General features: G+C 49.7%; 23 protein-coding genes. 13 read left to right on the forward strand and 10 right to left on the reverse strand.

Annotation, left to right across the window (positions count from 1 at the left end; translation table 11 throughout):
* Positions 1-243 precede the first annotated feature (243 nt).
* From AC6I7T_RS05025 to AC6I7T_RS05040, 4 genes are all read left to right on the forward strand, one after another.
* Entirely contained in the window at positions 244-789 is a 546-nt protein-coding gene (locus AC6I7T_RS05025; RefSeq protein WP_497792225.1) for a sugar O-acetyltransferase, read from the forward strand.
* 255 nt (positions 790-1,044) lie between these two features.
* Positions 1,045-1,728 (forward strand): DUF2306 domain-containing protein, encoded by a 684-nt coding sequence (locus AC6I7T_RS05030; protein ID WP_497792226.1) that lies wholly within the window; start codon positions 1,045-1,047, stop codon positions 1,726-1,728.
* Positions 1,729-1,921: 193 nt separating this feature from the next.
* The gene (locus AC6I7T_RS05035; protein ID WP_497792227.1) at positions 1,922-2,257 is read left to right on the forward strand and encodes a hypothetical protein; all 336 of its coding nucleotides are present in this window, start codon (positions 1,922-1,924) and stop codon (positions 2,255-2,257) included.
* 60 nt (positions 2,258-2,317) lie between these two features.
* Positions 2,318-3,364 (forward strand): radical SAM/SPASM domain-containing protein, encoded by a 1,047-nt coding sequence (locus AC6I7T_RS05040; RefSeq protein ID WP_497792228.1) that lies wholly within the window; start codon positions 2,318-2,320, stop codon positions 3,362-3,364.
* Here the strand turns inward: AC6I7T_RS05040 and AC6I7T_RS05045 are convergent.
* From AC6I7T_RS05045 to AC6I7T_RS05060, 4 genes are all read right to left on the reverse strand, one after another.
* Entirely contained in the window at positions 3,342-4,112 is a 771-nt protein-coding gene (locus AC6I7T_RS05045; protein WP_497792229.1) for a LytR/AlgR family response regulator transcription factor, read from the reverse strand. The two genes, AC6I7T_RS05040 and AC6I7T_RS05045, sit on opposite strands and share 23 nt — an antisense overlap.
* On the reverse strand, positions 4,109-5,158 hold the full coding sequence (locus AC6I7T_RS05050) for a sensor histidine kinase (protein WP_497792230.1): 1,050 nt from the start codon (positions 5,156-5,158) through the stop codon (positions 4,109-4,111). The genes AC6I7T_RS05045 and AC6I7T_RS05050 overlap by 4 nt, the downstream gene beginning before the upstream one ends.
* Positions 5,159-5,183: 25 nt before the next feature.
* Positions 5,184-6,074 carry a hypothetical protein gene (locus AC6I7T_RS05055; protein ID WP_497792231.1) on the reverse strand — a complete coding sequence of 297 codons (891 nt, stop codon included), beginning with the start codon at positions 6,072-6,074 and terminating at the stop codon, positions 5,184-5,186.
* Positions 6,075-6,234: 160 nt separating this feature from the next.
* A complete protein-coding gene (locus tag AC6I7T_RS05060; protein WP_497792232.1) occupies positions 6,235-7,209 on the reverse strand; it encodes a hypothetical protein in 975 nt (324 codons plus the stop codon).
* Between the two features lie 689 nt (positions 7,210-7,898).
* Here AC6I7T_RS05060 and AC6I7T_RS05065 point away from each other — a divergent pair.
* From AC6I7T_RS05065 to bluB, 3 genes are all read left to right on the forward strand, one after another.
* Entirely contained in the window at positions 7,899-9,521 is a 1,623-nt protein-coding gene (locus AC6I7T_RS05065; protein WP_497792234.1) for a carboxypeptidase-like regulatory domain-containing protein, read from the forward strand.
* 2 nt (positions 9,522-9,523) lie between these two features.
* The gene (locus AC6I7T_RS05070) at positions 9,524-11,197 is read left to right on the forward strand and encodes an MSCRAMM family protein (RefSeq protein WP_497792235.1); all 1,674 of its coding nucleotides are present in this window, start codon (positions 9,524-9,526) and stop codon (positions 11,195-11,197) included.
* 84 nt (positions 11,198-11,281) lie between these two features.
* On the forward strand, positions 11,282-12,007 hold the full coding sequence (bluB, locus tag AC6I7T_RS05075; RefSeq protein WP_497792236.1) for a 5,6-dimethylbenzimidazole synthase: 726 nt from the start codon (positions 11,282-11,284) through the stop codon (positions 12,005-12,007).
* Positions 12,008-12,015: 8 nt separating this feature from the next.
* Here bluB and AC6I7T_RS05080 read toward each other — a convergent pair whose 3' ends face one another.
* From AC6I7T_RS05080 to AC6I7T_RS05100, 5 genes are all read right to left on the reverse strand, one after another.
* Complete coding sequence (locus AC6I7T_RS05080) at positions 12,016-13,476, reverse strand: alpha,alpha-trehalose-phosphate synthase (UDP-forming) (protein WP_497792237.1); 1,461 nt, start codon at positions 13,474-13,476, stop codon at positions 12,016-12,018.
* Positions 13,449-14,285 carry a trehalose-phosphatase gene (gene otsB / locus AC6I7T_RS05085; RefSeq protein ID WP_497792238.1) on the reverse strand — a complete coding sequence of 279 codons (837 nt, stop codon included), beginning with the start codon at positions 14,283-14,285 and terminating at the stop codon, positions 13,449-13,451. Before otsB ends, AC6I7T_RS05080 begins: the two co-directional genes overlap by 28 nt.
* A gap of 177 nt (positions 14,286-14,462) precedes the next feature.
* Positions 14,463-15,188: a PAS domain-containing protein gene (locus AC6I7T_RS05090; protein ID WP_497792239.1), complete on the reverse strand. Its 726-nt coding sequence runs from the start codon at positions 15,186-15,188 to the stop codon at positions 14,463-14,465.
* Between the two features lie 65 nt (positions 15,189-15,253).
* A complete protein-coding gene (locus tag AC6I7T_RS05095) occupies positions 15,254-16,057 on the reverse strand; it encodes a hypothetical protein (RefSeq protein ID WP_497792240.1) in 804 nt (267 codons plus the stop codon).
* 581 nt (positions 16,058-16,638) lie between these two features.
* Positions 16,639-17,934, reverse strand: a complete 1,296-nt coding sequence (locus tag AC6I7T_RS05100) for a glycoside hydrolase family 28 protein (RefSeq protein WP_497792241.1) — start codon at positions 17,932-17,934, stop codon at positions 16,639-16,641.
* Positions 17,935-18,283: 349 nt separating this feature from the next.
* On the opposite strand from AC6I7T_RS05100, the gene AC6I7T_RS05105 reads away from it, so the two are divergent.
* From AC6I7T_RS05105 to AC6I7T_RS05115, 3 genes are read left to right on the forward strand one after another with little or no spacing between them, the layout of a single operon-like run.
* Entirely contained in the window at positions 18,284-18,793 is a 510-nt protein-coding gene (locus AC6I7T_RS05105; RefSeq protein WP_497792242.1) for an RNA polymerase sigma factor, read from the forward strand.
* A complete protein-coding gene (locus AC6I7T_RS05110) occupies positions 18,783-19,340 on the forward strand; it encodes a hypothetical protein (protein ID WP_497792243.1) in 558 nt (185 codons plus the stop codon). The genes AC6I7T_RS05105 and AC6I7T_RS05110 overlap by 11 nt, the downstream gene beginning before the upstream one ends.
* Positions 19,341-19,351: 11 nt before the next feature.
* Positions 19,352-19,900 (forward strand): hypothetical protein, encoded by a 549-nt coding sequence (locus AC6I7T_RS05115; RefSeq protein WP_497792244.1) that lies wholly within the window; start codon positions 19,352-19,354, stop codon positions 19,898-19,900.
* Between the two features lie 64 nt (positions 19,901-19,964).
* On the opposite strand, the gene AC6I7T_RS05120 is transcribed toward AC6I7T_RS05115, so the two are convergent.
* The gene (locus AC6I7T_RS05120) at positions 19,965-20,723 is read right to left on the reverse strand and encodes a class I SAM-dependent methyltransferase (protein WP_497792245.1); all 759 of its coding nucleotides are present in this window, start codon (positions 20,721-20,723) and stop codon (positions 19,965-19,967) included.
* A 74-nt stretch (positions 20,724-20,797) separates the two neighbouring features.
* Between AC6I7T_RS05120 and AC6I7T_RS05125 the strand changes: the two genes are divergently transcribed.
* The 3 genes from AC6I7T_RS05125 (at position 20,798) to AC6I7T_RS05135 (ending at position 24,862) form a co-directional block, all read left to right on the forward strand.
* Positions 20,798-21,622 (forward strand): helix-turn-helix transcriptional regulator, encoded by an 825-nt coding sequence (locus tag AC6I7T_RS05125; protein WP_497792246.1) that lies wholly within the window; start codon positions 20,798-20,800, stop codon positions 21,620-21,622.
* Positions 21,623-21,721: 99 nt separating this feature from the next.
* Positions 21,722-22,072, forward strand: coding sequence for a PadR family transcriptional regulator (locus AC6I7T_RS05130; RefSeq protein WP_497792247.1), 351 nt, complete (start codon positions 21,722-21,724; stop codon positions 22,070-22,072).
* 141 nt (positions 22,073-22,213) lie between these two features.
* Positions 22,214-24,862: an ABC transporter permease gene (locus AC6I7T_RS05135; protein WP_497792248.1), complete on the forward strand. Its 2,649-nt coding sequence runs from the start codon at positions 22,214-22,216 to the stop codon at positions 24,860-24,862.
* Positions 24,863-24,936 lie beyond the last annotated feature (74 nt).

Genomic DNA, 24,936 nt, shown 5'->3' on the forward strand with positions numbered 1-24,936 from the left:
CTATTGATTTTATTCTCTTAAAGACGATCTCATCCGGACAGATGTGAATCGGAGATGAAAATAATAAAGGCTGAGTGATTCCAGCAACAACACTCATCGCAGCAGATGTGCGGCTGCTTTCATGCCCTGCGGATCAACTTTTAGGGCATTTTCGGTATGGCTGAAATTATGGATTGAGATCAAGCTCATAATACCCTTGTGTACTGCCGCCAACCGGGTGGAACTTGCATCGTAAAGAGAGATATGACAGAAAAAGAAAAGATGCTGAGGGGTGAATTCTACCTTGCCACGGACCCCTTGCTGGTAGAAGAGCGTCGGCAAGCGGAACTAAAGTTCCTTCAGCTCAATGCCACGAGTGACCCTGGAGCTCGGCGCATGCTCCTCCAGAGCCTTTTGGGTTCAATGGGAGAAGAAGTTGAAATTCGATCTCCCTTCTTTTGCGATTATGGATACAACATCCACCTGGGCAATAACGTTTTCTTCAACTTCAACTGTGTATTGCTCGACGTCATGCCTATCCATATTGGAGATCGCACTCAAATCGGCCCCGGAGTACACATCTATGCAGCTGACCACCCGCGCGATGCCGATCTGCGTCTCATCGATAAAGAAAATGGCAAAAACGTCAGAATTGGAAAGAACGTCTGGATCGGTGGCGGAGCAATACTGCTTCCAGGATTAACGGTGGGAGACGACGCCATTATCGGAGCCGGAGCCGTAGTGGTTCGCGACGTTGAACCAGGAACAACAGTCGTAGGAAATCCCGCACGCTCTATTCCGCAGCGGTAGCTTCATTCCGGCGTCGAGCATCAGGCTGTCGTATATGGCAAGAATACAGGCGTTGGACGATATTGCAGATCGAAAGGCGACGAATACCCACCCCGATTCGGACTGTTTGTAACGATGCGATGTATGGCTAGATAAATCGGTTTGCCGAAATTTAGCACACAAAAATCTTTACAAAACTTCACCTAACTTAGCCAATCTTTATCGCGCAAGCCACAAGCACTTGATGGAATAGAGGAGGAATTATCAGGAGTAGATGTGAACCGATTCATTTTAGTTCCGAAAACGCAACATGAATCTGGAATTAAGTCACATCATTGGATACGAATCGGTTTCTGGTTCTGTATTATCATTGCCGTCGCCGCAGTATTGCGCAGACTTATAGCTCTCAGCTATCCCTCGCAAACAGGACATCCGGGAATAGAGAATCTCGATGCAGTATTCGAATCACATATCGACTTAACACTTGCTCATATTCTGCCAGCGCTCTCATTTGTTTTGCTGCTTCCGCTTGCGCTATTCCGCAAAGCTCGCGTGGAACCGATACTTTTCCCACTCGGAGTTGTGGTAAGTATTACTGCCTATGCTATGAGCGCGACTGCGATCGGAGGTTGGACAGAACGCTCTGCGGTTCTGGTTTTCAATACTCTGTTTCTCTATTCGCTGTTACGGGCTTACTGGTACTGGAGCAGAAAGGAAACTGAGATCCAACGCCCATGGCTCCTTCGTGCAGCCGGAATTCTCCCGGGAATCGCTACAACCCGCCCCGTAATGGCAATATTCTTTGCTACCGGTTCCTTCACCCACCTTGTACCGCAGCAATTCTTCGGCATTGCATTTTGGATTGGATTCACAATTAACGCAGTATTAGTCGAAATCTGGTTACACATGGGCGGCGGACAAAGCTCCTATATTCAGAGAGGTAGCACTCACACGATTTAAAGACGGTTTCGTAGCATTACAAGCACGGAGAAAGCTGCCTGGCTAATAACAGGCCTACGTATCGTACATCACAGATATTGGTTTTTCCTTACTATACCTTTCCCGACACTGCGCCCGGGAAGATAACCTCCGTCGCGGTTGTTACCTTTCTTACCCGAGCGCTTCTTCTCAGGTCCCACAATGGAGGTTCCCTATGGACCTTGAACAGAAGTCTCCTATTACTTTCAAACTCACTATCAACCCGACATCCCTAAAGAAGATCGTTGAAAGCGGAAGATTGACGGAATTTGTCGATGCCCTTTCCGCTCTTGCGTCGGCACATATCCAATCCGAAATCATCAACCATGTGGCCACCGGTACTACCGGTGGAGTTACGATCACGCGTGGATTCGATGACGAGCCCGGATACGGCAATGGCCCACGCCACTGGCCATATCCGAAGGGAATTTTTGAAGACATCCTTCGCGAGAGAGCGAAAGTCGAAACGACTCGACTCGTAGAACAAACCATCAAGAAATCAGCTGCATAACAATCAGTCTGGGGCGATTACAAGTCCCAGTAATCGCCCCATTGCGTACAAGGATTGGCCATGCATATCCTACAGAACACTCTCGCCTCTGCGACCGACGAATCTGGAACTCTGGTCATACATCTGCTAAACCAATGCAATCTCCACTGTCGGCATTGCTACATGAACGCTGTATCGCATCATGGCACCATGCTGCCTTTCGATCTTGTACGCCGAGCACTGCAGGACGCAGTTTCATTGGGAATTCGCACGGTACACTTAACCGGCGGTGAGCCGTTCCTATATCCGGAAATAGAAAAGCTGCTGAAATCGCTAACAAGACCCCTCCAATTTCAGCTCTTCCTTTCAACTAACGGCACGAAAATTGGCACCGAGCAAAGACAATGGATTAAGGATGCACATGCGGGAGTACAAATCAGCATCGACGGACCGGAGGAGTATCATGATCGCTTCCGCGGCATGTCCGGAGCCTTTGCAGCGTCTACAGAGACGATTCGGGCACTTGTCTCCGACAAGATAAACGTCGCTGCTGTGATAACAATTACTCGTGAAAACGAGGACATGCTGCCGTGGATCGCTGAATGGGCTAGAGCAAACAATGTTCAGAGAGTCAGCGTGCAGCCATTGCAAGCTATCGGGCGTGGCAGTCAGATCAGCGATTCAATGCTATCCGAACCGGAGATGCTTACCCTGTTCTCGCGCCTATCGGATCTCGGTCATAAATACTCGGATGCGGGACTACGGTTCAGCCTGCACTACAAAGCGCGAAGCTTTCTGTTGGAGCATCCTTGCGCCGCATACGTCTGCAACGGTGCACGCTGTCACAGGCTGGTATCCAAAGAGATCAAGCGCCTGATTATTCGTGAAGACGGAACGGTTTTGCCCGAAATCGCTACTCTCAATCCCCAATTCGCTCTGGGAAATCTCAACCAGACGAATCTCCCCGAACTCATAAGAAGGTACTTTAATGACGGATATACCGTCTTCCAGGAATTCTGCCGCAAGATTTACGCCGAGGTCATTCCTCAAAGCACCTCACCAATCATTCCTTGGGACGAGATTGTCTCAGAACGCAGCTGGAAGCCTAACAACCAAGCTGTAGCTTAAAATCATGCACCCGATCACGCGCAACCGTCAGATTGGTTTCTCTGGCATCGCGCAAGCGAAGGTTCAAGGAGCCGCCAGGGAGTGAGCTGGCATCCTTAATCCAATGCACATTAACAATTGTGCTGCGATGAATGCGAACAAACTTTCTGGGATCCAGCTTCTTTTCGAGATCCATAATCGAATAATCTACACAATAGCTTTTGCCTGCAGATACGGCATAGGTGAGCTTATTCTCGGCATAGAAGTGTGTCACCTGCGGCAAATCCAGAAACCAGAGACGATCCCCTAAACGGGACGCAATACGCTCAGGATATTTCCCTGCCAATTCCTCCAGGGAATGCTTAAGATGCTTCAGAGTCTCTTGAAAATTCGGCTGCAGCTGTTTGTCCGTATTTCTCAAACAGTGAATCTTGTCTAGGGCACGCTGCAAAGCTTCGGGCTCAATCGGTTTCAGAAGATAGTCAACAGAGTTAACGCCAAAAGCTCTTAGCGCGTATTGATCATAAGCAGTAGTGAAAACAACGATAGGCTGTTTCGGTAAGCGAGCCAGAACGTCAAATCCGGTCAGGCGCGGCATCTCGATATCCAGAAAGCACACGTCGGGCTGAGCAACATGTAAAGCCTGCACGGCAGCTTCCGGTTCCGTTGTACTGCCAACGACTTCGACAGAACCGGCGTCGTTCAACAACCTCCGAAGGCGTTCAAGAGCTAAGGGTTCATCGTCCACAAGATAAGCAGTAAGTTTCATATACGCGGCAACACCATTGCAGCCACAGAATAACCATCTTTACGCAAGACATTGAGTCGAGCTTCTGAACCGAAAAGAGAATCAAGACGCCCGACCAGATTATCCAGCCCGTGACCTGCACGGACAGATGTTAAATCAAAACCCGGTCCACTATCCCGCACTTCTACACGGAGACAGTTACCTTCTATGGTTGCTATGACCCAAAGATCCCCGCCACCGTTCAAAGGTGCGATCCCATGCTTCACAGCATTCTCTACCAGAGATTGCACGGACATCGGCGGAACTTTAAGCTCGTGTACGCCCGAACTAATGTCCACAGTTGCGCGGAGCCTGCCTCCGAAGCGAACCTTCTCAATATCGAGGTAGCTTTCAACCATCTCCAACTCTTGCCGGAGGGGAATCAGCGACTGATTACTGTGATCCAGCGAAGCTCGTAGAAGGGCTGCCAACCGTCCTACTAACTGTTCTGCCAGAGAAGGATCTACAGTGATCAACGAGCTGATCGAGTTTAAAGTATTGAAGAGAAAATGCGGATGGATTCGAGATTCCAGAGATTGGAGGCGGGCTTCCGCGAGTAGCTTGTTCGTTCTCTCTTCCGCTATTTCTTTTCGATGAAGCTCATTCTCCGCCTGTTGAACGCGGTGCAACAAAATAGAATGTGCTATCGCTCCCGAACCGAAAAGAATAGCGAGAGGGATGGCCCGACGTAAAGTCGTCATATAACTTAGCCAGAAATGAGCCGCAGGAAATACACCGGCGCCAACCAGCAGTGCTTGTGCCAATAAACACCCGAGAGCCGTAAACAGAACAACGCATAACAACATCATCGGAACAGGTTTGAGCTTACGAAAAGGGTGCATTTCCGAAATCCACCCAATAGTAAGGAGCGCTAGCACAGAAGCAATATTGGCATAAACCAAGGAATAGAAAATGGTGTGTACCAGTTCTTTCCCGCTGTGAATTTGATTCCCAGCAACAAGAACCATCAGCATGACCGCTACGGCGAGATTGGTCCACACCAAAGAAAAAATCCATCTATTTTTCATTGAAGACACCTGTAGCAATCGGGAATCAATTTGGCTGTTTCATGTTAATCGGTTCAAAGACACCTGTTCGAAAAACATGAACCGGCTCTACCTTTTCCTGACCTGGCAACTTCATTTCCCCCATGACACTTTCATATATCGTGCCATACTCGATTTGCTTAGTAGTCAGAGAAACCCATATCTCTCCCCAATAATCGCTGCGGCCTTTCATCGTCATACCACTCTTGTCAAAATCCAGACTATTGAAAAATGCCTGATATTGAATCACCGCACATTCCTGACCATTCCGCTGGGATCGCCCGATCCACTGTAATTGGACTCGGTGGTTGCGGAAAATACCGAGATCGGGAATCTGCAGATTCTGGCCTGCTATAGGGACAAATGGCTCGCTTAGCTTTAAGTATTCGAAGAAGTTTTGTCCAAAACTCTCGATCATTCCGGTATCCCAAACAAGGTTGCGCTCATAAATCGCCGTCGAAGGAAAAGTTTTAAAAAACCCGGAAGAAAGTATTAAAGACGGATCATTACGATAATGGAATCCCTCCATGAAATCGCGTTTCTGCGATTTTTCAAAGGGAGAGGTGGACCCGACTGCATCCGATTGTGTGACGTTCTTCCACGAAACCTCTCCCCCAGGTAATCCTCTGGTATATTCACCAACCAGACGTTGACGTTGAGTTACGTCTCCTTTGCTATTGGCGACACTGTATTCGACAGTGAAACGATAGGTACGCTGACCTTCGTCTTTGATACTCATCCCCTGAGGCAAAGTCCAGGTATTTTGCAGCGACACTTGTCCAATTAGTGCGGGCTTTCCGCTAATGATCATCGAGATTGCAAGAAGCGATATGACCTTGGCGAACATGAGAACCTCTCTTTCGTAGAGAATTCTCTCCCGCTGGGATTTGCGGCGCATGTGTTCTCAGATGAAGGGTGGATTGTTCAGACAAAAGGCTTTTTCGAAGTGACGAATCGAGTGGCAGATGACCGAATGCTTCATCCGAAACAGAAAGCGGAGGATAGATTTGGATATCTATCCTCCGCTTTTGAAGCGATAACTTGTTTCAGAACTCTAGTTATTGCCGGGCAAACTGATCGATTTGCCGCAGAAGTTCTTCGTGATCCTCAATCTCATGAACGGGCAGCACCAGAGGCTTGATCGGCATGGCGGCCAATACACTCCGCTGACCAACGCGGATGCTTTGCTGCGGACGTGCAGAACAGATGCGAAGCATCTCGAGGTTGACATCAGTAGCTCTGCCCTCCCTGCCAATTACGGCCAACATGGCATGACTGTCCCAGTGAAAGAGCTGATCGCTCCCACCGAGTGACTGCAACAGATAATTGCATGCAGCAATAAAACAGTCCTGAGCGGCATCAGAACCAAAACGCTCTTCGATGGCAGTGTATCCTTCGAGGAACAGGACTACAGCATAGCGAGGCTGGCCACTTTCACGGGCCTTTATCAGGCTCTCCTTTGCTTTCGCACGACCACGGAGACCACTCGGGCTATCTGCGGTTTCTGCCTCGATTTCCTCCTCATTCCATTCTTTCTGTTGAGGAGCCTCTTCCGGTTTGGCGGTTTTGTTTTCTTCAGGAGCAAAGATAGCTTCCAGTTTTTCGCGCAGAGCCTTCAACTCTTCAGGAGTCTTTGCCCGCTCGAATTCCGGCCCGCGGTCCGCTATCAACGCAGAAGCTTCGGGTTTGGAAACGGCCAGAGCCTCAACTAAATTGGTCATGAGAAAGCGAGTCAGAAGTTTCGATTCTTCCCTAGTCTGTGTAATGACAGCCGTAGCGTCACGCTTGACATTCTTCATGCCATCGATCGCAGCAGTAACCACGCCGAGATACTCGGACTCATCTTTTGCCGATTCCAGCTGAGTACCAAGCTGCCGCATCAGACGGTTGAAGTGGGGCGCAAAGGCATCCTCTTCATTACAGGTATGCAGCCGGATACCTTCCAGCAGCAGTGCAAGACTACGTCGAAACTTATCTTCTTGCTCTGCGGCGTCCGGCGCCGGAGTTCCACGATCTTTGCTAAACCATGCCATATATTTTCACTTACCTTACGAATTGATTTATCTGGCCCCAAAGGTGAATATATTTACCTTTTAGCTAATACCCCATGGAGTAACCGAAGCATCTTTCCATTACTCTTCCATAAATCCCCAATAACGGAACAAATCAGATTTAATGGCCCTGTAAACCTATTCTCAATTTCTTGAAGGATCATACTCTGTCTACAGAGAAGACTCCATATAAGAATTGAACTTGTTTGAAAGCTTGTTTATTGCCTATATTCCACCGGGAATCTTTCCCAAAAGCAGGCGGGTCATCAAGATACGCGTGAAGCATCTTAAGGCTTCCCTGTAGACCAGGGCTCGGATACTGGTGTAGCCGTTTCACCAAAGGAAGCGACTCTACGGGGTTTTCTGATGAGCCATACTATACAACCTGAAGCCTTCTGACCATTTGGCTTTCCCAAAAGGCTCATGGCATAGTGTGTTCAGAACAGGAGCATCTGGAAATGCCAGAAGGAAGTCGGAGGTTGAATTTCACTTTTCTGCCTCAACCACCTACTCTAGAGCATTTCCCGCGTAGGTATAGACTTGCCGGGAATAGAGAAGAACAGCTCTCTTTTGTAGAAAGCTGCGTAAGATTCTGCAGCTTGGTCTACAGCTATGCGGGAAATGTTCCAGCATCAAAGATCTACTTTCGACGGAAGCTACAACTGGGCATCATGGTTCCTATTTTTGTACTGCTAAGTACCTTAGGACATGCCCAAGACTCCTCCGGAAGTTCCAATGGCAGCATCCAAAGCCACACAATTTCAGGACAGGTCATCAATGCTGTCTCCGGCAGTCCTATCCCAAGGGCGCTGGTGCGATTTTCGCCTAAAGCAGTTCTCACCGACCATGAGGGCAGATTTGAGTTCAGTGTCGATCCCGCAATGTCGGGACTAAATGGACTGTTGTTGTTCGCTGAGAAGCCGGGATTCTTTGGAGACACAAACCAGAAGCAAGCTCAATATCCACTATTCCCCAATACGCTGGCAGTCGGCTCCAGCCCACTGATAATCCTTCGCCTTTACCCTGAAGCTATTATCAGTGGAGTTATCCAAGGAGCAGATAACGGGCCTTTGGCCAATGTGCAGATAACACTCCGAAAGCAGTTGGTCATAGATGGCCAAAAACGATGGCAACAGGTAATGCTTTCAAGGACTGACTCTCAGGGTGAATTCCGGTTTGCAGATCTCAGCCCAGGCGACTACAACGTAAGCACCCAACTGAAAACCGAGGGTGCAATCACGACATCCGGGCAGGAAGGATACCTGCCGGAACACTATCCACCAGCTCTATCCAGAGATGACATTCCTGCCCTACACCTCATCGTGGGCCAGAATGTTCATCTGCAGATCGCGCCCCGGCATGAACGCTTCTATGCTGTGACCGGACACGTAATAGGCAATGAAAGTGGACAGTGGGGCCGATTTCAGGTGCAAACAGCAGACAAAGATTCGGTATTCATCAATGCCAATTTTGATCCGCAAACTGGATTTTTTCGAATGATGCTCCCGAATGGGGCCTTTGACATTACAGGAGTCTTCTTCGCAAATGGGCCCAGGCCTGGTTTGGAGATGCGCGGTACAGCCCGGGTTACCGTAGCAGGCGGCAATATAGATGGAGTCTCCCTAGTGCTGCAGCCGACAACCAATATTCCGGTACAGGTTGAGAACGCTACTTCGACCACACAGAAGAACAGCAATCGGATGATACCAGCCCTTTCGCTGGTAAATATCCAGCTTCAGACCTCCTCATCCCCGGAGTTTTCAGAACAACGATTCTCAACACTTGAAGCGACCGGTGAGCAAACAAGACTAGTCGTCCCTAACGTCCCCCCTGGAAAATTTACAGTCATCGCGCATCCTCAAGGAAACTTTTATGTCAAAGCCATGACGTGCGGAGGAGATGACCTGTTGAGAGAGCCGCTCACCATAGCACCCGGGTCGAGTAGCGAACCTATCCGCATTGTTCTTCAGGATGATTTTGGACAAGTAAAGGCCAGGATCATCAGCAACGGACAGCCGGTAAATGGAACTGCATATCTTTATCTTGTCCCTCAGGATCCGGGTGGATCCTTTGAACAGCGGATCTCTAGATCGCTTGGCAATCTAGATGCCCTTGGTAATGTGGCGCCCGGTAACTATGTGATTCTGGCTTACGAGCGAAAGCAGGAACTAGAGTATCGCAACCCGGAAACAATCCGTCAGCTAGCTTCTATCGGGAAAGTAATTACAGTTCCTCCCAATGGAGAAGTTACAGCCGATGTCGAACTGATCCGGGCAACAGGCGAGGGACGATAAGCATGCGAGGATTTGCTTCGATTGTTCTGCTTCTGTCACTAATTGCGGGACATACGTCAAGCTATGGGCAAACATCTGCCACGTACCGCGTGAGTGGCATAGCTGTTAACGATACGAATAGTGAGCCTCTATCCAACTGCACGATGCGCCTTTTCTCCAGAGCCGGGCAAGAAGCAGGTACAGCATCGCAAACCACCTCGCTTGAGCAGGAAATGCTCACCGATGAACAAGGATATTTTCACTTCGACCATGTTCCTCGTGGAAGATATCGGCTCATTGCGGAAAAGCGAGGCTTCCCGGTTCGTGCCTATGAGGAGCACGATGGTTTTTCGACCGCCATCGTCACCGGCCCCAATCTAGACACAGCCAATCTTATTTTCCGTCTGATTCCAAATTCGCTGATCTTTGGGTTTGTTCTTGACGAAGCCAGTGAACCATCAAGAAACGCGCAGGTCCATCTATACCGTGCCAGAGGGCAAAACGATGAAAATCGCGAGTGGCAGCGCGTGGCCATGACTTCTACCGATGATCGAGGCCGCTTCGAATTTGCAGGACTGAATCCGGGAACATATTATGTGTCGGTAAGTGCCCGCCCATGGTATGCAGATCACACAACCATGAATTCAGAAGACTCGCACGACGCTCCCGCAAATCCCGAACTCGATGTTACTTATGGAACGATCTATTATCCCGGAGCTACAGATCCGGTAGCAGCCGAGCCCATTCTCTTGAAGGGTGGCGAGCAAATTGAAGCAGATATCACGCTCTCGCCTATTCCGGCTTTACACCTTAAGATTCAGCTAGGATCGAGAGAAAGGGGACAACAATTCAGTTACAGCATTCAGCAGAAGATGCCAGATGGAACCACTTCCTATGTTCCATTCTCTGCGCTGCGAGGCACTTCGGGCGCTATGGAATTTACAGGTCTGGCTCCAGGGAAATACGAGCTTCAGCTCTTTCACTATACCCCTGGCTCACGAGCTCCAAACGCAGCAGAGATGAAGAGGGAGATCGATCTCACGGGAAATGCCACGATCAATGAAAAGACGGCCTCTTCGACAGAAAACTCTACGATCACCGCAAAAATTCTCATGCCGGCGGGCAGCAACGCTCAAAGCAATCCTTTTCTAGAGTTTCAACCGATCCAGCGCTCGACGAATGCCACAAAACAGTCTCAAACAGCGTCCAGGCAATCGGATGGGACCTACCAAATCAGTTTGCCTGCAGGACAATACAGAGTTGCAGCCAGAAATGCCGGGCCCTTTTTCATCGGGCAGATGGCAGCTGATGGAGCCAAAATTTCAGGCAAGACCATTACAATCCCAGCCACGCAGACGAGCGTTCATCTCGTGGTTGAGATGATCAAAGGGCTTGCATCCCTCGATGGATTTGCTCAAAAAGGAGATAGACCTGCCAGCGGTGTTGTCGTAGCACTAATACCTGAGAACCCACAGGAAAGCACGGAACTCCTGCGCAGAGATCAAAGCAACTCCGATGGCAGCTTTAACCTGGAACGTATTCTTCCTGGCCGCTACTATTTGCTTGCTTTAGAACGCGGTTGGGAGATTGACTGGACAAATGTCGATATGGTTCGCCCTTATCTCACGAGAGGAATTCTGGTAGAGCTCAAGCCCGGCGACTCTCTAAAGAAGAACGTCCAGGTACAGCACAGGTGACAGGAATACTCATCGTGCCCGGAAAACCTATCTGCGCTATAGAATTTCAGATTAATCTGAACCGAAGCATATGGGGCTGAGATAATGAACGGTATGAAAGGCGTAGAAGAATCGAGCGACAGGCATTCCGATTTCAACGATGAAGAACGCAAAGCTGTTTATCGAGCGATCTACGAACGAAGAGACGTTCGATCTCAGTTCCTGCCAACCGAGATCCCGGACAAAGTCCTAGGACAAATTCTGATGGCAGCCCACCATGCCCCCTCCGTCGGCTTCATGCAGCCCTGGGAATTCGTCCTAATTAAGAGCCGGGAGATTCGCCAACGGATCTTCGATTGCTTCGAACAAGCCAACCTTCTTGCAGCTTCAATCTATGCGGACGAACAGCGTCGTCAGTATCAGTCCTTGCGGCTCCAGGGCATCCTCTCATCACCGCTGAACATATGCGTCACCTGTAATCGAATGGCTCAACGAGGTCACGGCCTCGGCAGGCAAAGCATGCCGGAAACCGACTTGTACTCCTGTGTTTGCGCAGTCCAGAATCTATGGTTGGCTGCACGAGTAGAAGGTGTAGGAGTGGGCTGGGTAAGCATCTTGTCGAAAGATGAGCTACGAACGATTCTCGGAATTCCTGAAGACATCGAGCTGATCGCTTATCTCTGCGTAGGCTACGTCTCTGAATTTGCTCCTCGTCCTGACCTGGAACAAGCAGGGTGGGAGCAACGCGAACAGTTGCAGCAACTGCTGCACTTTGACCGTTACGGCGCACACGATCAGGAACGAGCTGAGCATCTCACGCTAATTGAGTAAGAGACGACCTATGCTGTGCGGGGCAGCTCCATTGCTTCTGCATATTTCCCTTCCCTGGTCACGGACAAGAAGCGCTCCACCCAATGATGCAGATTCGACCGTCTTATTTGCATCCGGAGGCGAAGCATTCTCCGCCGCTGCTCGGATTTCATCATGGTCAGAGCAGTATTCATAGCCGCTGCCAAACCAAGCTCATCGTAGGGATTGACAAGAATCGCCCCATTGCGAAGCTCTGCAGCAGCTCCGGCAAACTCGCTCAAAACAAGCACTCCCTGCTTGTCGATACGCGCGGCACAATATTCTTTGGCAATCAGGTTCATTCCATCCTTGAGTGGAGTTACCAGCGCCACATCAGCTACACGATAGAGAGCGAGAAGCTCTGTCTTGGTTATCGAGCGATACATGTAATTGATTGGAACCCAGCCTGGTTCGCCAAACTCTCCATTCACCTGAGTCACAATTCGCTGGATCTCTTCCTTCAGGTGCTGATAACCAGCAATGTTCTCTCTGCTGGGAACAGCAACCTGAATAAGAGATGTATGTCGACGAAACTCCGGATACAAGCGCAGAAGTGTTGAGAATCCCTTGATCCGCTCTAGAATTCCCTTTGTATAATCAAGCCGATCAATACCTAGAATCGTCTTCACTTCAATCAAACTCTTCTTCAACTGCACCGTTCTCTCTTCGACTTCCGGGCTTGCAGCAGCACTCGCAAAACCATCGAAATCGATTCCGATAGGAAACGCACCAACTAGGGTCTCCTGAGAACCGTAACGGATTCCATGCATCTCGCCCTTACGGGAAATCGAGATCTGAGGGACACAAGACCTTAGGCATCCGAGAAAATTCCGCACATCGCGCTCGGTCTGCAATCCGACAACATCGTAGGCAAGAAGTCCTTCCAAAACCTCTCTACGCCAAGGAAGCTTCGAGAATATATCGGGGGACGGGAACGGAATATGGAGGAAGAAATGTATCTTGGCGTTTTTGGAGAGGCGCGGTCTCAGGTCAGCCCCAACATTCATCAGCTGATAGTCGTGTATCCAGATCGGATCACCCTGCCGAGCAACTTTTGCCGTCGCTTCCGCAAATTTCTCATTAACACGGAGGAAAAACTCCCAATACTTCGGATCGAAATTACAGCGGGACTGCAAATCGTGGAATAAAGGCCAAACCACCTCATTAGCAAACCCCTCATAGAAGTTTTCCTGTTCTTCTTTCGTCAGGAAAATAGGAACATAATCGTAAGCTTGTTTCCGTGATTCCTCTCGTAACAACCGCTCTGTATCGGGAAAATTTTCAGTACCGGCATTTCCTACCCAGACTCCGCCGTTTTCGCGCAGCAAAGGCTCCAATGCAGTGATAAGCCCACCACTACCAGGCTTGGCCTTAAGTTCGTCTCCATCCTTCTCAAAAGAAATCGGCAGGCGATTCGAAACGATCACCAGACGCCCGTAGTTTTCGCGCATGATCTACTCCTTGCCGAATGAATCCAGTGATCGAAGAAATTTATTAGATCTTCCGGGGGACTCATCCAATAGTCGGCTAGACTTTCACGAATTTCCTGACGTACCAGAACCGATATGCCTTTTCCTCTCATCATCGGAAAAGCATCTTCGTCGGTCCTGTCATCGCCTAAATAGGCAGAGATAGCATCAGCCCGTTCATCCTGGAAGATCTCTCGGACGGCATCGGCTTTGGTGCGCCCTATCGCCCGTAGTTCTATTCCAGCTTCAAAAGGAATAGCTTCAAAACCTTCTGTAAGGGTGTATCGCTCTGCAAGAGAGCGCGCCAGAGTCTCTATCCGTCGCTGTTCTTCCCGAGACTCACCTCTCCAGTGAACAGCCATACTGGTCGGCTTTCTTTCAATCGACCGCGCATATCCTTTTTGCGCTAACGCAGACTGAACTGCATTTAAAGCGCTTTCCTGCTCCGAGGTCAAAGGATAGATCCGATACTGGCCCTCGGCATTCAGGTACTCACGGCCATGAGAGCCCCATATTTCCGTCGACGCCGAAAAACGAATCAAAGATTTCAATTCCCTGGCAGCTCGTCCAGTTACAAACACCAATCGGACATCCGGAATCGACTGCAAACAGGACAGCCGCTCTTCCAGCCCAGGATATGGAAAAGCCTGCATTTTGTCCTTTTGAAAGGGAGCCAAGGTACCGTCATAATCCGTGATCAGTATCGACCGGGAGGAGCTAGCAACACGTTCAAAAAACTCATCTTGTTGCTTAAGAGCTCTGTTCCATGGCTGAGGAACCAACGATCTCATCCAAACCTCTGTGGCATTGGATGCAAGTTGTTCGTCTATAGTCTATTAGCAACCGAGCGAGAGGACCTGAAGGACCGGCAAAATCGCAGTCTTCGCCAGAGATATAAAAAGAGTTTATATAACTTATTCAGTTACACAATCTCACTTCCCTGCAATTAATACCGAAGAGTTGTATTACTATATTGAGCCTTTACTCATACGCCTAAACATCGCTACGATTCCAATTACTAGTCCATCGTCGCAGATAATCGGCGTTGCCGACATTTCAACCCTCCTGGAGATACCGCCTTTAGTGGAAATCGTCGTAGCTCCAAACCAGCTGCCGGTCAGAGCTCGCTGCCAATCCGGGACACTTCCGTCATAAGCAACAAGGTCGTACCACGGCACCAACTCTTCGGCGATGGATCCGGCAACCTCCGCTTCTTTCCACCCCAACAACTCTTCGCAGGCACGATTCATGTAGCGAATACAGCCGAGCGTATCCAGAACCAGAGTGGGATTGTGAAGAGACCGGAAACAGGATTCCATCCACTTGAGGCGATCATCGCGTACTGCATCCTGCTGCAACTGCTGCGTAATGTCAAAAAGAGCGATATAGAGCCCTTTCCCCAGGCCTGCAGCATCTCGAATAACCCTAATTTTTGCGTCGCAAATCAGGTATTCTCCGGATTTCCGTTTGTAGCGTCGCTGAAGAGAACAGAAATCGCTTTGCCCATTCAACAATTCACGATGGCGGCACCGAGACAGATACTCATCTTCATCGGCAATAAAAGTCCAGAGTGGCTTTCCAACCATCTCATCGGCAGAGTAGCCGAGCAGAGAATATTCTGCCTGATTCGCGCGAACGATCAAGCCCTGTTCATCAATCTGCTTTAGTGGAACCGGTGCAGATTGAAAAAACATATCACAGGTGCTCCAATCGACTGTTTGCGTAAAGATGCTCTGACTCACTCTTTCTACTCTCTTTCTTACAGAATGCTATTCACAAAGGGATCAAAAGAAGCTATCAATTCATTGACACCTGCATAACGTGGCAGACTACGAATATCGAAACTAATAGGATTGGCTATCATGACCTTCCGGCTATTTACCTCAATTACCTGCTCACGATTGGCACCAACGAGTCGAGACATCTCCATCCGTAAAGCCGTATCTGGTACGTGACGATCAATAACAGCCAGCAGCAGATTCCGACTCCAATGAAAAAGCCTGTCTTCTCTCCGCAAAGTCTGCACCATGTATTGCGACGTCGCATTCAGATAGTCTTGTGCTGCTTCGCCCCCATATCGCTGTTCTATCGCGTGAAGGGCCGATAGCCTAAACATGACGACGTATATCGAGCCAGCGTCGGACTGAAATTTTGCCAAATACTCCTTAGCCTTTGCCGGTCCGGGAAAGCCGGTAGGACTTTCCCATGAGTCAAAATTGATAGACATCTCACCCTGTTGATTTAGCAGATCTTTGTCGGATATCTGCCATTGAAAGGCCTTTTGAAGATTTTTTCGGGTTTGGACAAAATCTTGGAGACTCTTAGCATCACTGATCTCTCCACCCAGTTTTCCAAGACATTCTTCGATGGCCGGAGGCAGTCCGCGCTGCAATAGCTCTTCGCACAAAAGTATCAACATTGCAGCGAGCTCTCGTTCGACGTTCTCTGCATAGCGCTCTATTTTCTTGCTATAACCGGAAAAGCTATCGATAACAGCACCGAGAGTGGGGATGAGCTGCTCGACGGTATCAGACTGTTGCGTTCGAGCCAAAAGCTTCGTCATCTCATGGCTGAACTCAGTTTTTGTTGCATCCTCAAGCCGAGGCGAATGAATGATAAGCCCCTGTACCAATAGCCCGACGCATCGCTTTAGCGTTTCGGACGAGGGCCTTTCTCCTGCGAAACCACGAGGATCGTCATGAACGGTATGGTTTGGCCCTAGTTTCACGCTCAAGATATCGGACAGAAAATCTATTTCTTGGTAGCCCCGAGATATTTATTTCCTAAGTCATTTAAGAACGGGACTATTCCTGCCAGGGGTAAGAGCTCTTCTCTCGCCGGACGCAGGCCCCGTAATACGGCCAGATAGCCACTCTTTCTACAACTTAGAGCAAAACCAGCGTTACTATGTCCTACCCAAATTCCACGATGTGCAGGTTTTCTCGACGGAAAACCTGCGTAGGGAGTTGTGGCTCGGGATACACCTACGCTGGTTTTGCTCTAGCCGAGATCAGGAAAAATGCAATACATCTTGAGGGGATACTGCAGGGTGGGAAGCTGCGAGGAAGGGGCTTTAGGGCGGCTACGGGGTTACTATACGTAGCTGCCCTAAAGGTGCTCACTTATTTTTTCTGTAACAGAAAGCTACTTGATAGAAACCTGAGCATTCGCCTTGGTCAAGATTGGATCGCCGGACTTCGGATGAATTTTCACGTTCTCTCCCGAAACCTGGGCATCGCTGATTGTCATGCCCGTGACAGCGTTAATCTCAACATTCTTCAGGACGACATTCTTTACCGGAGACTCAGGAAGACCGATGACAATGCCGCCAGACTGGCTTCCAACAGCTTGCAGGTTCTCAATCGTGATGTCGTGGAAGCGGGGAGTCAACCGGGTCACCGGCTGCGCTGGATCGTCTCCCTCCGGGATACGTGGATAATATTCGCTGATCAGAATTGGCGTCTTGACGCCCTCCATCTTGATATCGCTGAAGTGGAAGTTCCCGATATCGTTTCCGCGATCGCGATTCGATTTCACGCGAATACCGTTGTCCGTATCCTTGAAGCTAATTCTTTCTGCACGAACGTTTTGCACGCCTCCGGCAATCTCGCTGCCGATTGAGAGACCGTGTCCATGAACAAAAACGCAATCGGTAATCACGATATTTCGGCTGGCTTCATCGCCACCTTCGGAACCAGGCTGTCCTGACTTGATAGCGATATTGTCATCCCCCGTGTCCGCAAAAACATGGTCGATCCGAACATTCGAAGAGGAGAACGGATCCATCGCGTCTGTATTCGGCGCGTGCTCAGGAGCTGTGATACGCAGGTGACTGATCGTAATGTCGTCCGAATAGTAAGGTACAAGCTGCCAGTAACCCGAGTTTTGAAGAGTAAAGTCCTTCAGAACGATGTGTTTGCAATGATCGAATACGATCCCGCGCGGACGAGGAATATCTCCTTCGAAAATATGCTTGTCGCGCCCTTCGCGAGCAAGCTGCCACCAGGTCTCGCCCTGCCCATCAATCACTCCACCACCGATAATGGAGAGATTCTCGGCATTTTGTGCGCTGATCAGAGACTGTCTGGATTTACGACGAAACTGCTGAACCTCCGGATAATCAGCACGATCTGTAGAACCAAGCAGCTTGGAATCTTTTCTGATTTCCAGAGCGATATTGCTCTTGAGAACAATTGGCCCACTTAGAAAAGAGCCACCGCTCAGGAGCACCGTTCCTCCGCCCTTCTTCGCACAATCATCAATCGCAGCCTGAATGGCTTTGGTGTCTTTCGTGGAACCATCACCCTTCGCTCCATAGGTGCGAACATTGCATGTCGCATGCTGCGCGGCAGCAAACGAAGGAATTAGCAGCAAAGCTGCCGCCATCGATAAAGCAAATCGGGGAGAGTCCCCCAAAGAATGAAATACAGTCTTCTTCATTTTCCGTCCTTATGGCACCAGAACCACATAGCAGTACATCTGGCGTTGGTTGTTAGACCAACTTCTTCTCACCATTCCTGCTTGTTCGACGCCTTTTGCCTTTTCTTACGACTCTTCTGCTTAGAAAATTACCGATTTTCTGCGGAATTGCTCTCGTTCAAGACGAAGTGCTCCCTGGCAATTCCTTCTTGAGAGGTCAGACCATTTCATAAGCCTTTCGATGGGGCAATGTCAATCAAGAAAAAGAGATAGTTTTAGCAGCAAAGAAAACCGAACACTTCTTACGCTGCCGCCGTCTTGCCGGGTGAGTGCCACACAAAGCGAAGGTTCAAGCAGAAAGACATTTGCATTGAGAAAAGATGGCGATTCGCAATTCGAAGCATTGGTCCGTAGGCAATCGCGCTTTGCTTTTCGTGTTGCTTACGCCCTGCTGAGAAACTCTCACGATGCTGAGGACGTAGTGCAGGAGGCCTTTCTGAAGCTTTATCGCACCGGGGCATGGAAGACGATACAGAACGAGCAGGCATTCCTGTCACGAATGATATGGCGGATGGCTTTGGATGCAATTCCCGCCAAACGGACTGAAGAGCTGGAAATGGAAGTTCCCTCGCTGGAATCCTCCCCTGAAGTGAATATGGCAAGTGCAGATTGGCAACAGCACATTCAGAAGATGATCGATGCTCTACCGGAAGAACTTCGTCAACCCTTAGCTCTCTCTGCATTGCATGAACTTAATTCGAGGGAAATCGCTTCGATCTTGGAAATAGCCGAAGGCACCGTGAGAACCAGGATTATGCGTGCGCGCCAGATATTGAAGCAGAAGCTCACAGCCGTAGCGGAGAAACACTATGCACAGTAACGACAACCTCATTGATCAATTACTGGACGAAGCTCTTGAGAGCTATGAAGGAGAACCACCTGAAGGACTGGCAGACAAGATATTGTATTCACTGGATCAAACAGCAATCCTGCCAAAGAAACATCGGTTTTGGTGGTGGGCTATTCCGATGCCTGTTGCTACTGTTGCCTTACTTCTATTATTTGTTCTCCCCCAAACTGAATTGAGAAAGCCTCCGGTTGTTTCACCGAAGATTGCCGTTACGCTGCCACCGGTCAAATCACTTTCACCAGTACAAACACTTCGAGTATCAGCGGCAGTTCCAGAAAACCGCCGTATTCGAGCATCTTCAAGGAAGCAGACCGAGCAGTTCCCTAAGCAGAGTATCTTCCCTACCCCATCTCCGTTGAGTAGGGAGGAGGAAGTGCTGCTACAGGCAGTCGACCAACTGCCTAAGGAAGAATTGCTTCGGATTGTGGAGTTCCAGAAGTCTGCCTCAGAACCCATTTCTATTGCCCGGCTGAAAATCGAGCCAATTGAGATTTCAAACCAAAGTTCTATTCGATAGGAGAGATAAGCATGCGGAAACTTTTACTGTTTGGATTGATTTTGCTTTTGTCTGGTTCCAGTCTGAGAGCCAGCACTCAGGAATCGGCTCCGCCCACAACAGCACGATCAGAAACCTCAGGAGAGGCACTGCATCATTTTCAGCTGAAGTTTCGTGTCTTGGAGCTTGAAGAAGGGAAAGTGATCAATAGCCGTAATTATACAATGGAGATCACCACAAAAAACAAGGACATCTCCTCAATGCGCACCAATGACAGAATTCCTATAGTCACCGGGTCTGTTGCAAATCCTGAATATCAGTACATGGACTATGGCATCAAGATCGATTGCAGCGAGGCAACACTGGTCGGCAATTCTCTGAATGTCAATATTGTCAGTGACATTAGCTCGCTTAGTACAGCTCCCGCACAACAGCAAAATCGACCACCAATTGTCAGCAACAGGAGAATGTCTTCTCATGTTTTGCTAGCTCTCGGCAAACCTACTGTCATTTTCTCTTCCGATGATCTTTCTTCCAAGCGGGTGATGCAGTTGGAAGTTACGGCCACCAAATTGCCATGACTTGCACGGATATGTTCCCTCTGCCCACCCCGGGAGGAGGGAACATACCGACAGGATACAAAGCTCAAGCGCGAGTTGCCCGTATCATCAGAGCATCCATCTCGAACGAAAAGTCTGGACGAACTGCAAAATACGTTCTTACTTCCTGGGGTGCTTCCTGCCAAAGCGTCCGAATGGCCTGCACACGATTTTCCGGGGTCTGAATACGCTTAACCCATGAACTGAACTCAATAGAGATACGCCACTTCTCGATGATCTCCGGCGACAGTCCAGCTTCTAGGAAATATCTATCCCACTCGCTTTCAGAGTAATCCCGGATGTGTGAGCCATCGCGCAAAAGCTCGACGCTTTGCAGATGTGTGTCAAACAGTGGCACGTCGTTCCCTGCAACATCGATAAAGAGAACTTGCCCGGTCTTTTTCAATACCCGGACGACTTCGCGAAGACATTGCGGAAGACTCTGCCAATGATGAGCACTGAAACGACTAATGATCCAGTCGAAATACATGTCCTCAAACGGCAGCGATCCCGCAGCGCCCTGAATTGGCTTGATATTGGAGAGATCCCGTTCAGCAGCTGCCTTTGCGACAGTCGCAAGCATCTCCGGAGTAAGATCGTAGGCGATTACCTCTCGGGCTACCGGCGAAACAGCATAGCTGGCATGTCCTGCTCCACAGCCAATATCTAGAACAATTCCTGCAGGCTCTCGACCAACAAGTTCCCTAAGCCGCTGTAAGTCCTTGCCTGAAGCATGGACTGAACTGGTTAAATAAGCGCCTGCAGCCGATCCAAAGGTGTTTGAAACGAGCGATTCCTGCTTCATCTGTACCTCTCACTCCTTTATGGGTTACCTTAACCTGAAGAGAATCCTGGTACAAGATAAGAGATTATCCTAGTATGATTGCTTCCAGGATGAGAGCTAGAAATAGAGCTGAAGTTACTCCTGTTCGCGCAGCACAAGGCACTTCCCTCGGTGATTTTCTTCGTGCGCACCGGGAGAGGCTATCGCCACAAGAGATAGGATTCCCCTCGGGAACCAGACGGAGGACACCGGGACTTCGTCGCGAGGAAGTGGCACAGCTATGTGGAGTAAGTTCTACCTGGTACACATGGATTGAGCAGGGGCGTCCAGTATCAGCCTCGCCAGAATCACTGGCTCGTATCGCCGTTGCACTTCGACTCTCACGGGCTGAACGTGCTTACCTCTTTGAACTCGCCAACCTTCATGATCCGGAAATAAGTACTCCGCCGGAAACAGAAATTCCTACAGCGCTGTCGTCCATTCTGCACGCACTCAAAAATCCCACTTACGTGCTTGACCGGCAATGGAATGCAATCGCCTGGAATCGAGCCGCGAAGCTTCTTTTCATCGACTGGCTTGAACCCGAGAGTGATCACAATCTTCTCCGCTACATCTTTCTTTCTGCCGCATCCCGTCGTCTTGTAGTGGATTGGGAGAAGCGTGCTCGCCGTGTTGTCGCCGAATTCCGCTCCGATTCCAGCAAGCACCTCAAAGAAGGCCCAACCAAATTGCTTCTTGAAGATCTGCTGAAACGCAGTAATGAATTTCGGCAGTTCTGGGGATCACAGGATGTCTTCGAACGCGAAGGCGGGAAGCGGGAATTTCGGCACCCTAGACAAGGGCATCTGGTCTACGAACAGATCACGATGAAGCCTTCAGCCCACGAGGATCTGAAGTTTGTTATCCTCACGCCCCTCTAGAGGGATTCAACCGTCTCACATCTGCGAGGATGCATTCTCAATTATGCATTGACCTTTCTACTTCACTATTTTACTCTAGGGTTGTTCGAGAATGCCCTTATGATGGCAATCAAAAAATCGACTCAACGCGACCTCTTTCCAGGAGCTTTGGAGATGATGGTTCTCCAAACCCTCAAGTGGCAACCCATGCACGGATATGCACTGGTTCAACACTTGAAGCAACGTTCGCAAGAGCTTCTTCAAGTGGAGGAAGGCTCTCTTTATCCGGCGCTGCAGAGAATGTTGAAGGATGGGTTAGTGAAAGCGGAGTGGCAAATCTCTCCGGCGAATCGCCGTGTCCGTACCTACAAAATCACACCTGCGGGCATAAAGCATCTGGAGAAGGAAGTCTCAGCCTTCGAGCAGATGTTGAAAGGGATTTCACTCGTACTGGACCCCGCCAAAGCATAAAGCAGAAAGTTCGAAGTCCTCTGAAGTACAAATAGCTATTCAAGCAAGACCAAGAAGACGGTGCTGCAGTCTGGCTCCTGGTATTTCCCTTTCATTTTTGAGGAAGCATTTTCACAATCAAGATCCTCCTGGAGAACCTCGATGAACTGGCTCCGGCAATTTCTCTCCCGTCGACAGATGTACAACGATCTTCACGACGAGGTACGGCAACATCTCGCGATGAAGACTGAAGAACTCATTGCAAAAGGGATGACGCCTAAAGATGCGGAGCAAATGGCTCGCAGATCCTTCGGGAATATCGCTTTGATCGAAGAGCGCGGTCGAGAGACGTGGCAATGGCCTACGCTCGAGAGTCTATGGGCAGATATTCGTTTTGCCGTCCGACAGCTGAAGAAATCACCAGGTTTTACTATCACCGCTGTCCTGACTCTCGCCCTGGGAATAGGAGCAAACTCAGCGATTTTCAGCGTTATAGACAAAGTTCTGTTGCATCCTGTTCCCTATCGCCAACCAGACCAGTTAGTAGTAGTTACGGAGACGATACTTCACATGCAGAGCGATGCGGATGGTTTTGGTGTTTCTGCTGCAGAATACCTCGACTATAGGGACCGCAACCGCTCTTTCTCACAGATCGCGGCTTATGAGAATGGCGGCTTCAATCTCACCGGCATAGGAAAGCCACTACGAGTTAATGCTGCCAGTGTCTCTTCTTCAATTTTTTCACTGCTTGGCGTAGCTCCGGAACAAGGCCGCACTTTTACGAAGGAAGAAGAGCAACTAGGTAAGGATAAAGTAGTCCTGCTCTCTCACGCTCTTTGGCAGCATCAATACAGCTCCGATCCTGCAATCATCGGAAAGACGATACGGCTCGACGAAAAGCCCTATACGGTCGTCGGTATTATGCCCGCATCGTTTCGCTTTCCTTTTGACGGTGCCCCTTTCTCGGAGATGGCCGACCTCTGGGTTCCGGAGTCCTTTCAAGCCTACCGAATGAAGCCGGAAAACCGGACGATGGAATTTGGCGTCGGTGTAATAGGCCGTCTAAAGCCCGGAGTCTCCCGCGATCAGGCGCAACTCGATATCGAGCATATTGCCAATACCTTTATGCAGCAGTATCCGGATGCCTATGCTGGAAACACCCGGATCCTGCCAAAGATGTATGCCTTTTCGTCTTTCACTACAAGAAAGGCCAGAACACTGGTGCTGCTGCTGACAGCGGCAGTCATATGCGTACTACTTATTGCTTGCGCAAATGTAGCCAATCTATTGCTAGCCCGTGCTACACATCGCAGTCATGAAATGGCGATACGTGGTGCAATCGGAGCACAAAGGATCCGGCTTTTACGCCAGTGCCTGGTGGAGAGCCTCGTACTCTCCCTGCTTGGCACCGCGGCAGGAATCGCGTTAGCCTTTGGACTTCTGATGGGGCTTAAGCACTTTGGACCTTCGAGCATTCCCGGATTGCATGAAGCAAGCCTGCATCCGATTATTCTGCTCTGCACTTTAGCTCTTTCGATCTTCACCAGCATCGTCTTTGGTTTTGTTCCGGCATGGCGACTCTCTCATGCTGAGCCACAGTCTTGCCTGAAAGAACGCATTCCAGTCGGAACAAAAGGCAAAGGCCAACGGCTGCAAAACTCTCTGGTTATGGCTGAGATCGCTGTGGCACTGATTCTGCTGGTCACGGGAGGACTGCTGATCCGCAGTTTTCTGCAGATCGTCAATTCGCCATTTGGATTTGACCCCAACGGCGGCTTCGTTGTGCGAACCATCTTCGACCATGCCCGATACCCCGATCCGGCAAATCGCCGGGCGGTACAGAAAACTCTGCTCGATCAATTTTCAAAGATTCCTGGAGTTTCCTCCGCAGCGCTGGCTAGTCATCTGCCACTTAGCGACGCGCGTCAGATAGGGTTCCGACTCGAACACTCGGGAGCAGATGATTTCCATATGGCAGAGAACTCGCTTGTGAGTCCCAATTACTTTCACGCAATGGGAATCACGCTGTTGAAGGGCAGAGACTTCAATGAACAGGATCGTCCCGATTCCATACCTGTGGCCATCATTAACGAGGCCATGGCACGCAAGTACTTCCCAGGGAAGAGTCCTATTGGAGAACGGCTGAATTGGGGCGACCGTGGACTATTCACTATCGTCGGAGTAGCCGAGGACGTGCATGTCTCGGCGCTGGATGCAGATCCTCGTCCGATGATCTATCAAGACATGTTTCAGATAGAGAGCGGAGCCAGTGGCAGAACCGCAATCATTTTGAGAAGTCAGCAACCCAACCTGTCACTTTTCTCCGAAGTGCAAAGGCGAGTATGGTCTCTCGATAAAGATCTACCGCTTTATAACACGACCACGCTCGCAACTTTGGTAACAGAATCGTTGGCACAACGCCGCTTTACGATGATCCTGCTATGCGGCTTTGCAGGCCTGGCACTCTTGCTGGCAGGGATAGGGCTCTTTGGCGTGGTCTCTTATCTGGTTGCGGAACGAAAGGCTGAATTCGGTATTCGGATGGCCATGGGTGCGGATCGAAAGAATATCTATTTTCTGGTTTTGCGAAAGGGAGGAGTTTTGGGATTGTTGGGATGTGGAATAGGGCTCCTTCTCTCGATATTCACCGGGAGATTCCTTGCTACCAGCCTGTATCACGTCAGCAGCTTCGATCCGTTTACGTTGTTACTCATCCCTTTGCTGCTGCTATCGGTTGTATTGTTCGCTGCCTATTGGCCGGCACGAAGAGCTGCATCCATCGAACCGATGCGAACTCTCCGCGCCGACTAGAGCAAAACCAGCGTAGGTGTATTCCGAGACACAACTCCCTACGCAGGTTTTTCGTCAAGAAAACCTGCACATCG

This window comes from Humiphilus diazotrophicus (assembly GCF_059726315.1).

Bases quoted from the DNA above. Each gene is read 5' to 3' on its own strand.
- AC6I7T_RS05025 (WP_497792225.1), top strand. From the start codon at position 244: ATGACAGAAAAAGAAAAGATGCTGAGGGGTGAATTCTACCTTGCCACG.
- AC6I7T_RS05035 (WP_497792227.1), top strand. From the start codon at position 1,922: ATGGACCTTGAACAGAAGTCTCCTATTACTTTCAAACTCACTATCAAC.
- AC6I7T_RS05040 (WP_497792228.1), top strand. From the start codon at position 2,318: ATGCATATCCTACAGAACACTCTCGCCTCTGCGACCGACGAATCTGGA.
- AC6I7T_RS05045 (WP_497792229.1), bottom strand. From the start codon at position 4,112: ATGAAACTTACTGCTTATCTTGTGGACGATGAACCCTTAGCTCTTGAA.
- AC6I7T_RS05050 (WP_497792230.1), bottom strand. From the start codon at position 5,158: ATGAAAAATAGATGGATTTTTTCTTTGGTGTGGACCAATCTCGCCGTA.
- AC6I7T_RS05055 (WP_497792231.1), bottom strand. From the start codon at position 6,074: ATGCGCCGCAAATCCCAGCGGGAGAGAATTCTCTACGAAAGAGAGGTT.
- AC6I7T_RS05060 (WP_497792232.1), bottom strand. From the start codon at position 7,209: ATGGCATGGTTTAGCAAAGATCGTGGAACTCCGGCGCCGGACGCCGCA.
- AC6I7T_RS05065 (WP_497792234.1), top strand. From the start codon at position 7,899: ATGGTTCCTATTTTTGTACTGCTAAGTACCTTAGGACATGCCCAAGAC.
- AC6I7T_RS05070 (WP_497792235.1), top strand. From the start codon at position 9,524: ATGCGAGGATTTGCTTCGATTGTTCTGCTTCTGTCACTAATTGCGGGA.
- bluB (WP_497792236.1), top strand. From the start codon at position 11,282: ATGAACGGTATGAAAGGCGTAGAAGAATCGAGCGACAGGCATTCCGAT.
- AC6I7T_RS05080 (WP_497792237.1), bottom strand. From the start codon at position 13,476: ATGCGCGAAAACTACGGGCGTCTGGTGATCGTTTCGAATCGCCTGCCG.
- otsB (WP_497792238.1), bottom strand. From the start codon at position 14,285: ATGAGATCGTTGGTTCCTCAGCCATGGAACAGAGCTCTTAAGCAACAA.
- AC6I7T_RS05090 (WP_497792239.1), bottom strand. From the start codon at position 15,188: ATGTTTTTTCAATCTGCACCGGTTCCACTAAAGCAGATTGATGAACAG.
- AC6I7T_RS05095 (WP_497792240.1), bottom strand. From the start codon at position 16,057: ATGACGAAGCTTTTGGCTCGAACGCAACAGTCTGATACCGTCGAGCAG.
- AC6I7T_RS05100 (WP_497792241.1), bottom strand. From the start codon at position 17,934: ATGAAGAAGACTGTATTTCATTCTTTGGGGGACTCTCCCCGATTTGCT.
- AC6I7T_RS05110 (WP_497792243.1), top strand. From the start codon at position 18,783: ATGCACAGTAACGACAACCTCATTGATCAATTACTGGACGAAGCTCTT.
- AC6I7T_RS05115 (WP_497792244.1), top strand. From the start codon at position 19,352: ATGCGGAAACTTTTACTGTTTGGATTGATTTTGCTTTTGTCTGGTTCC.
- AC6I7T_RS05120 (WP_497792245.1), bottom strand. From the start codon at position 20,723: ATGAAGCAGGAATCGCTCGTTTCAAACACCTTTGGATCGGCTGCAGGC.
- AC6I7T_RS05125 (WP_497792246.1), top strand. From the start codon at position 20,798: ATGATTGCTTCCAGGATGAGAGCTAGAAATAGAGCTGAAGTTACTCCT.
- AC6I7T_RS05130 (WP_497792247.1), top strand. From the start codon at position 21,722: ATGATGGCAATCAAAAAATCGACTCAACGCGACCTCTTTCCAGGAGCT.
- AC6I7T_RS05135 (WP_497792248.1), top strand. From the start codon at position 22,214: ATGAACTGGCTCCGGCAATTTCTCTCCCGTCGACAGATGTACAACGAT.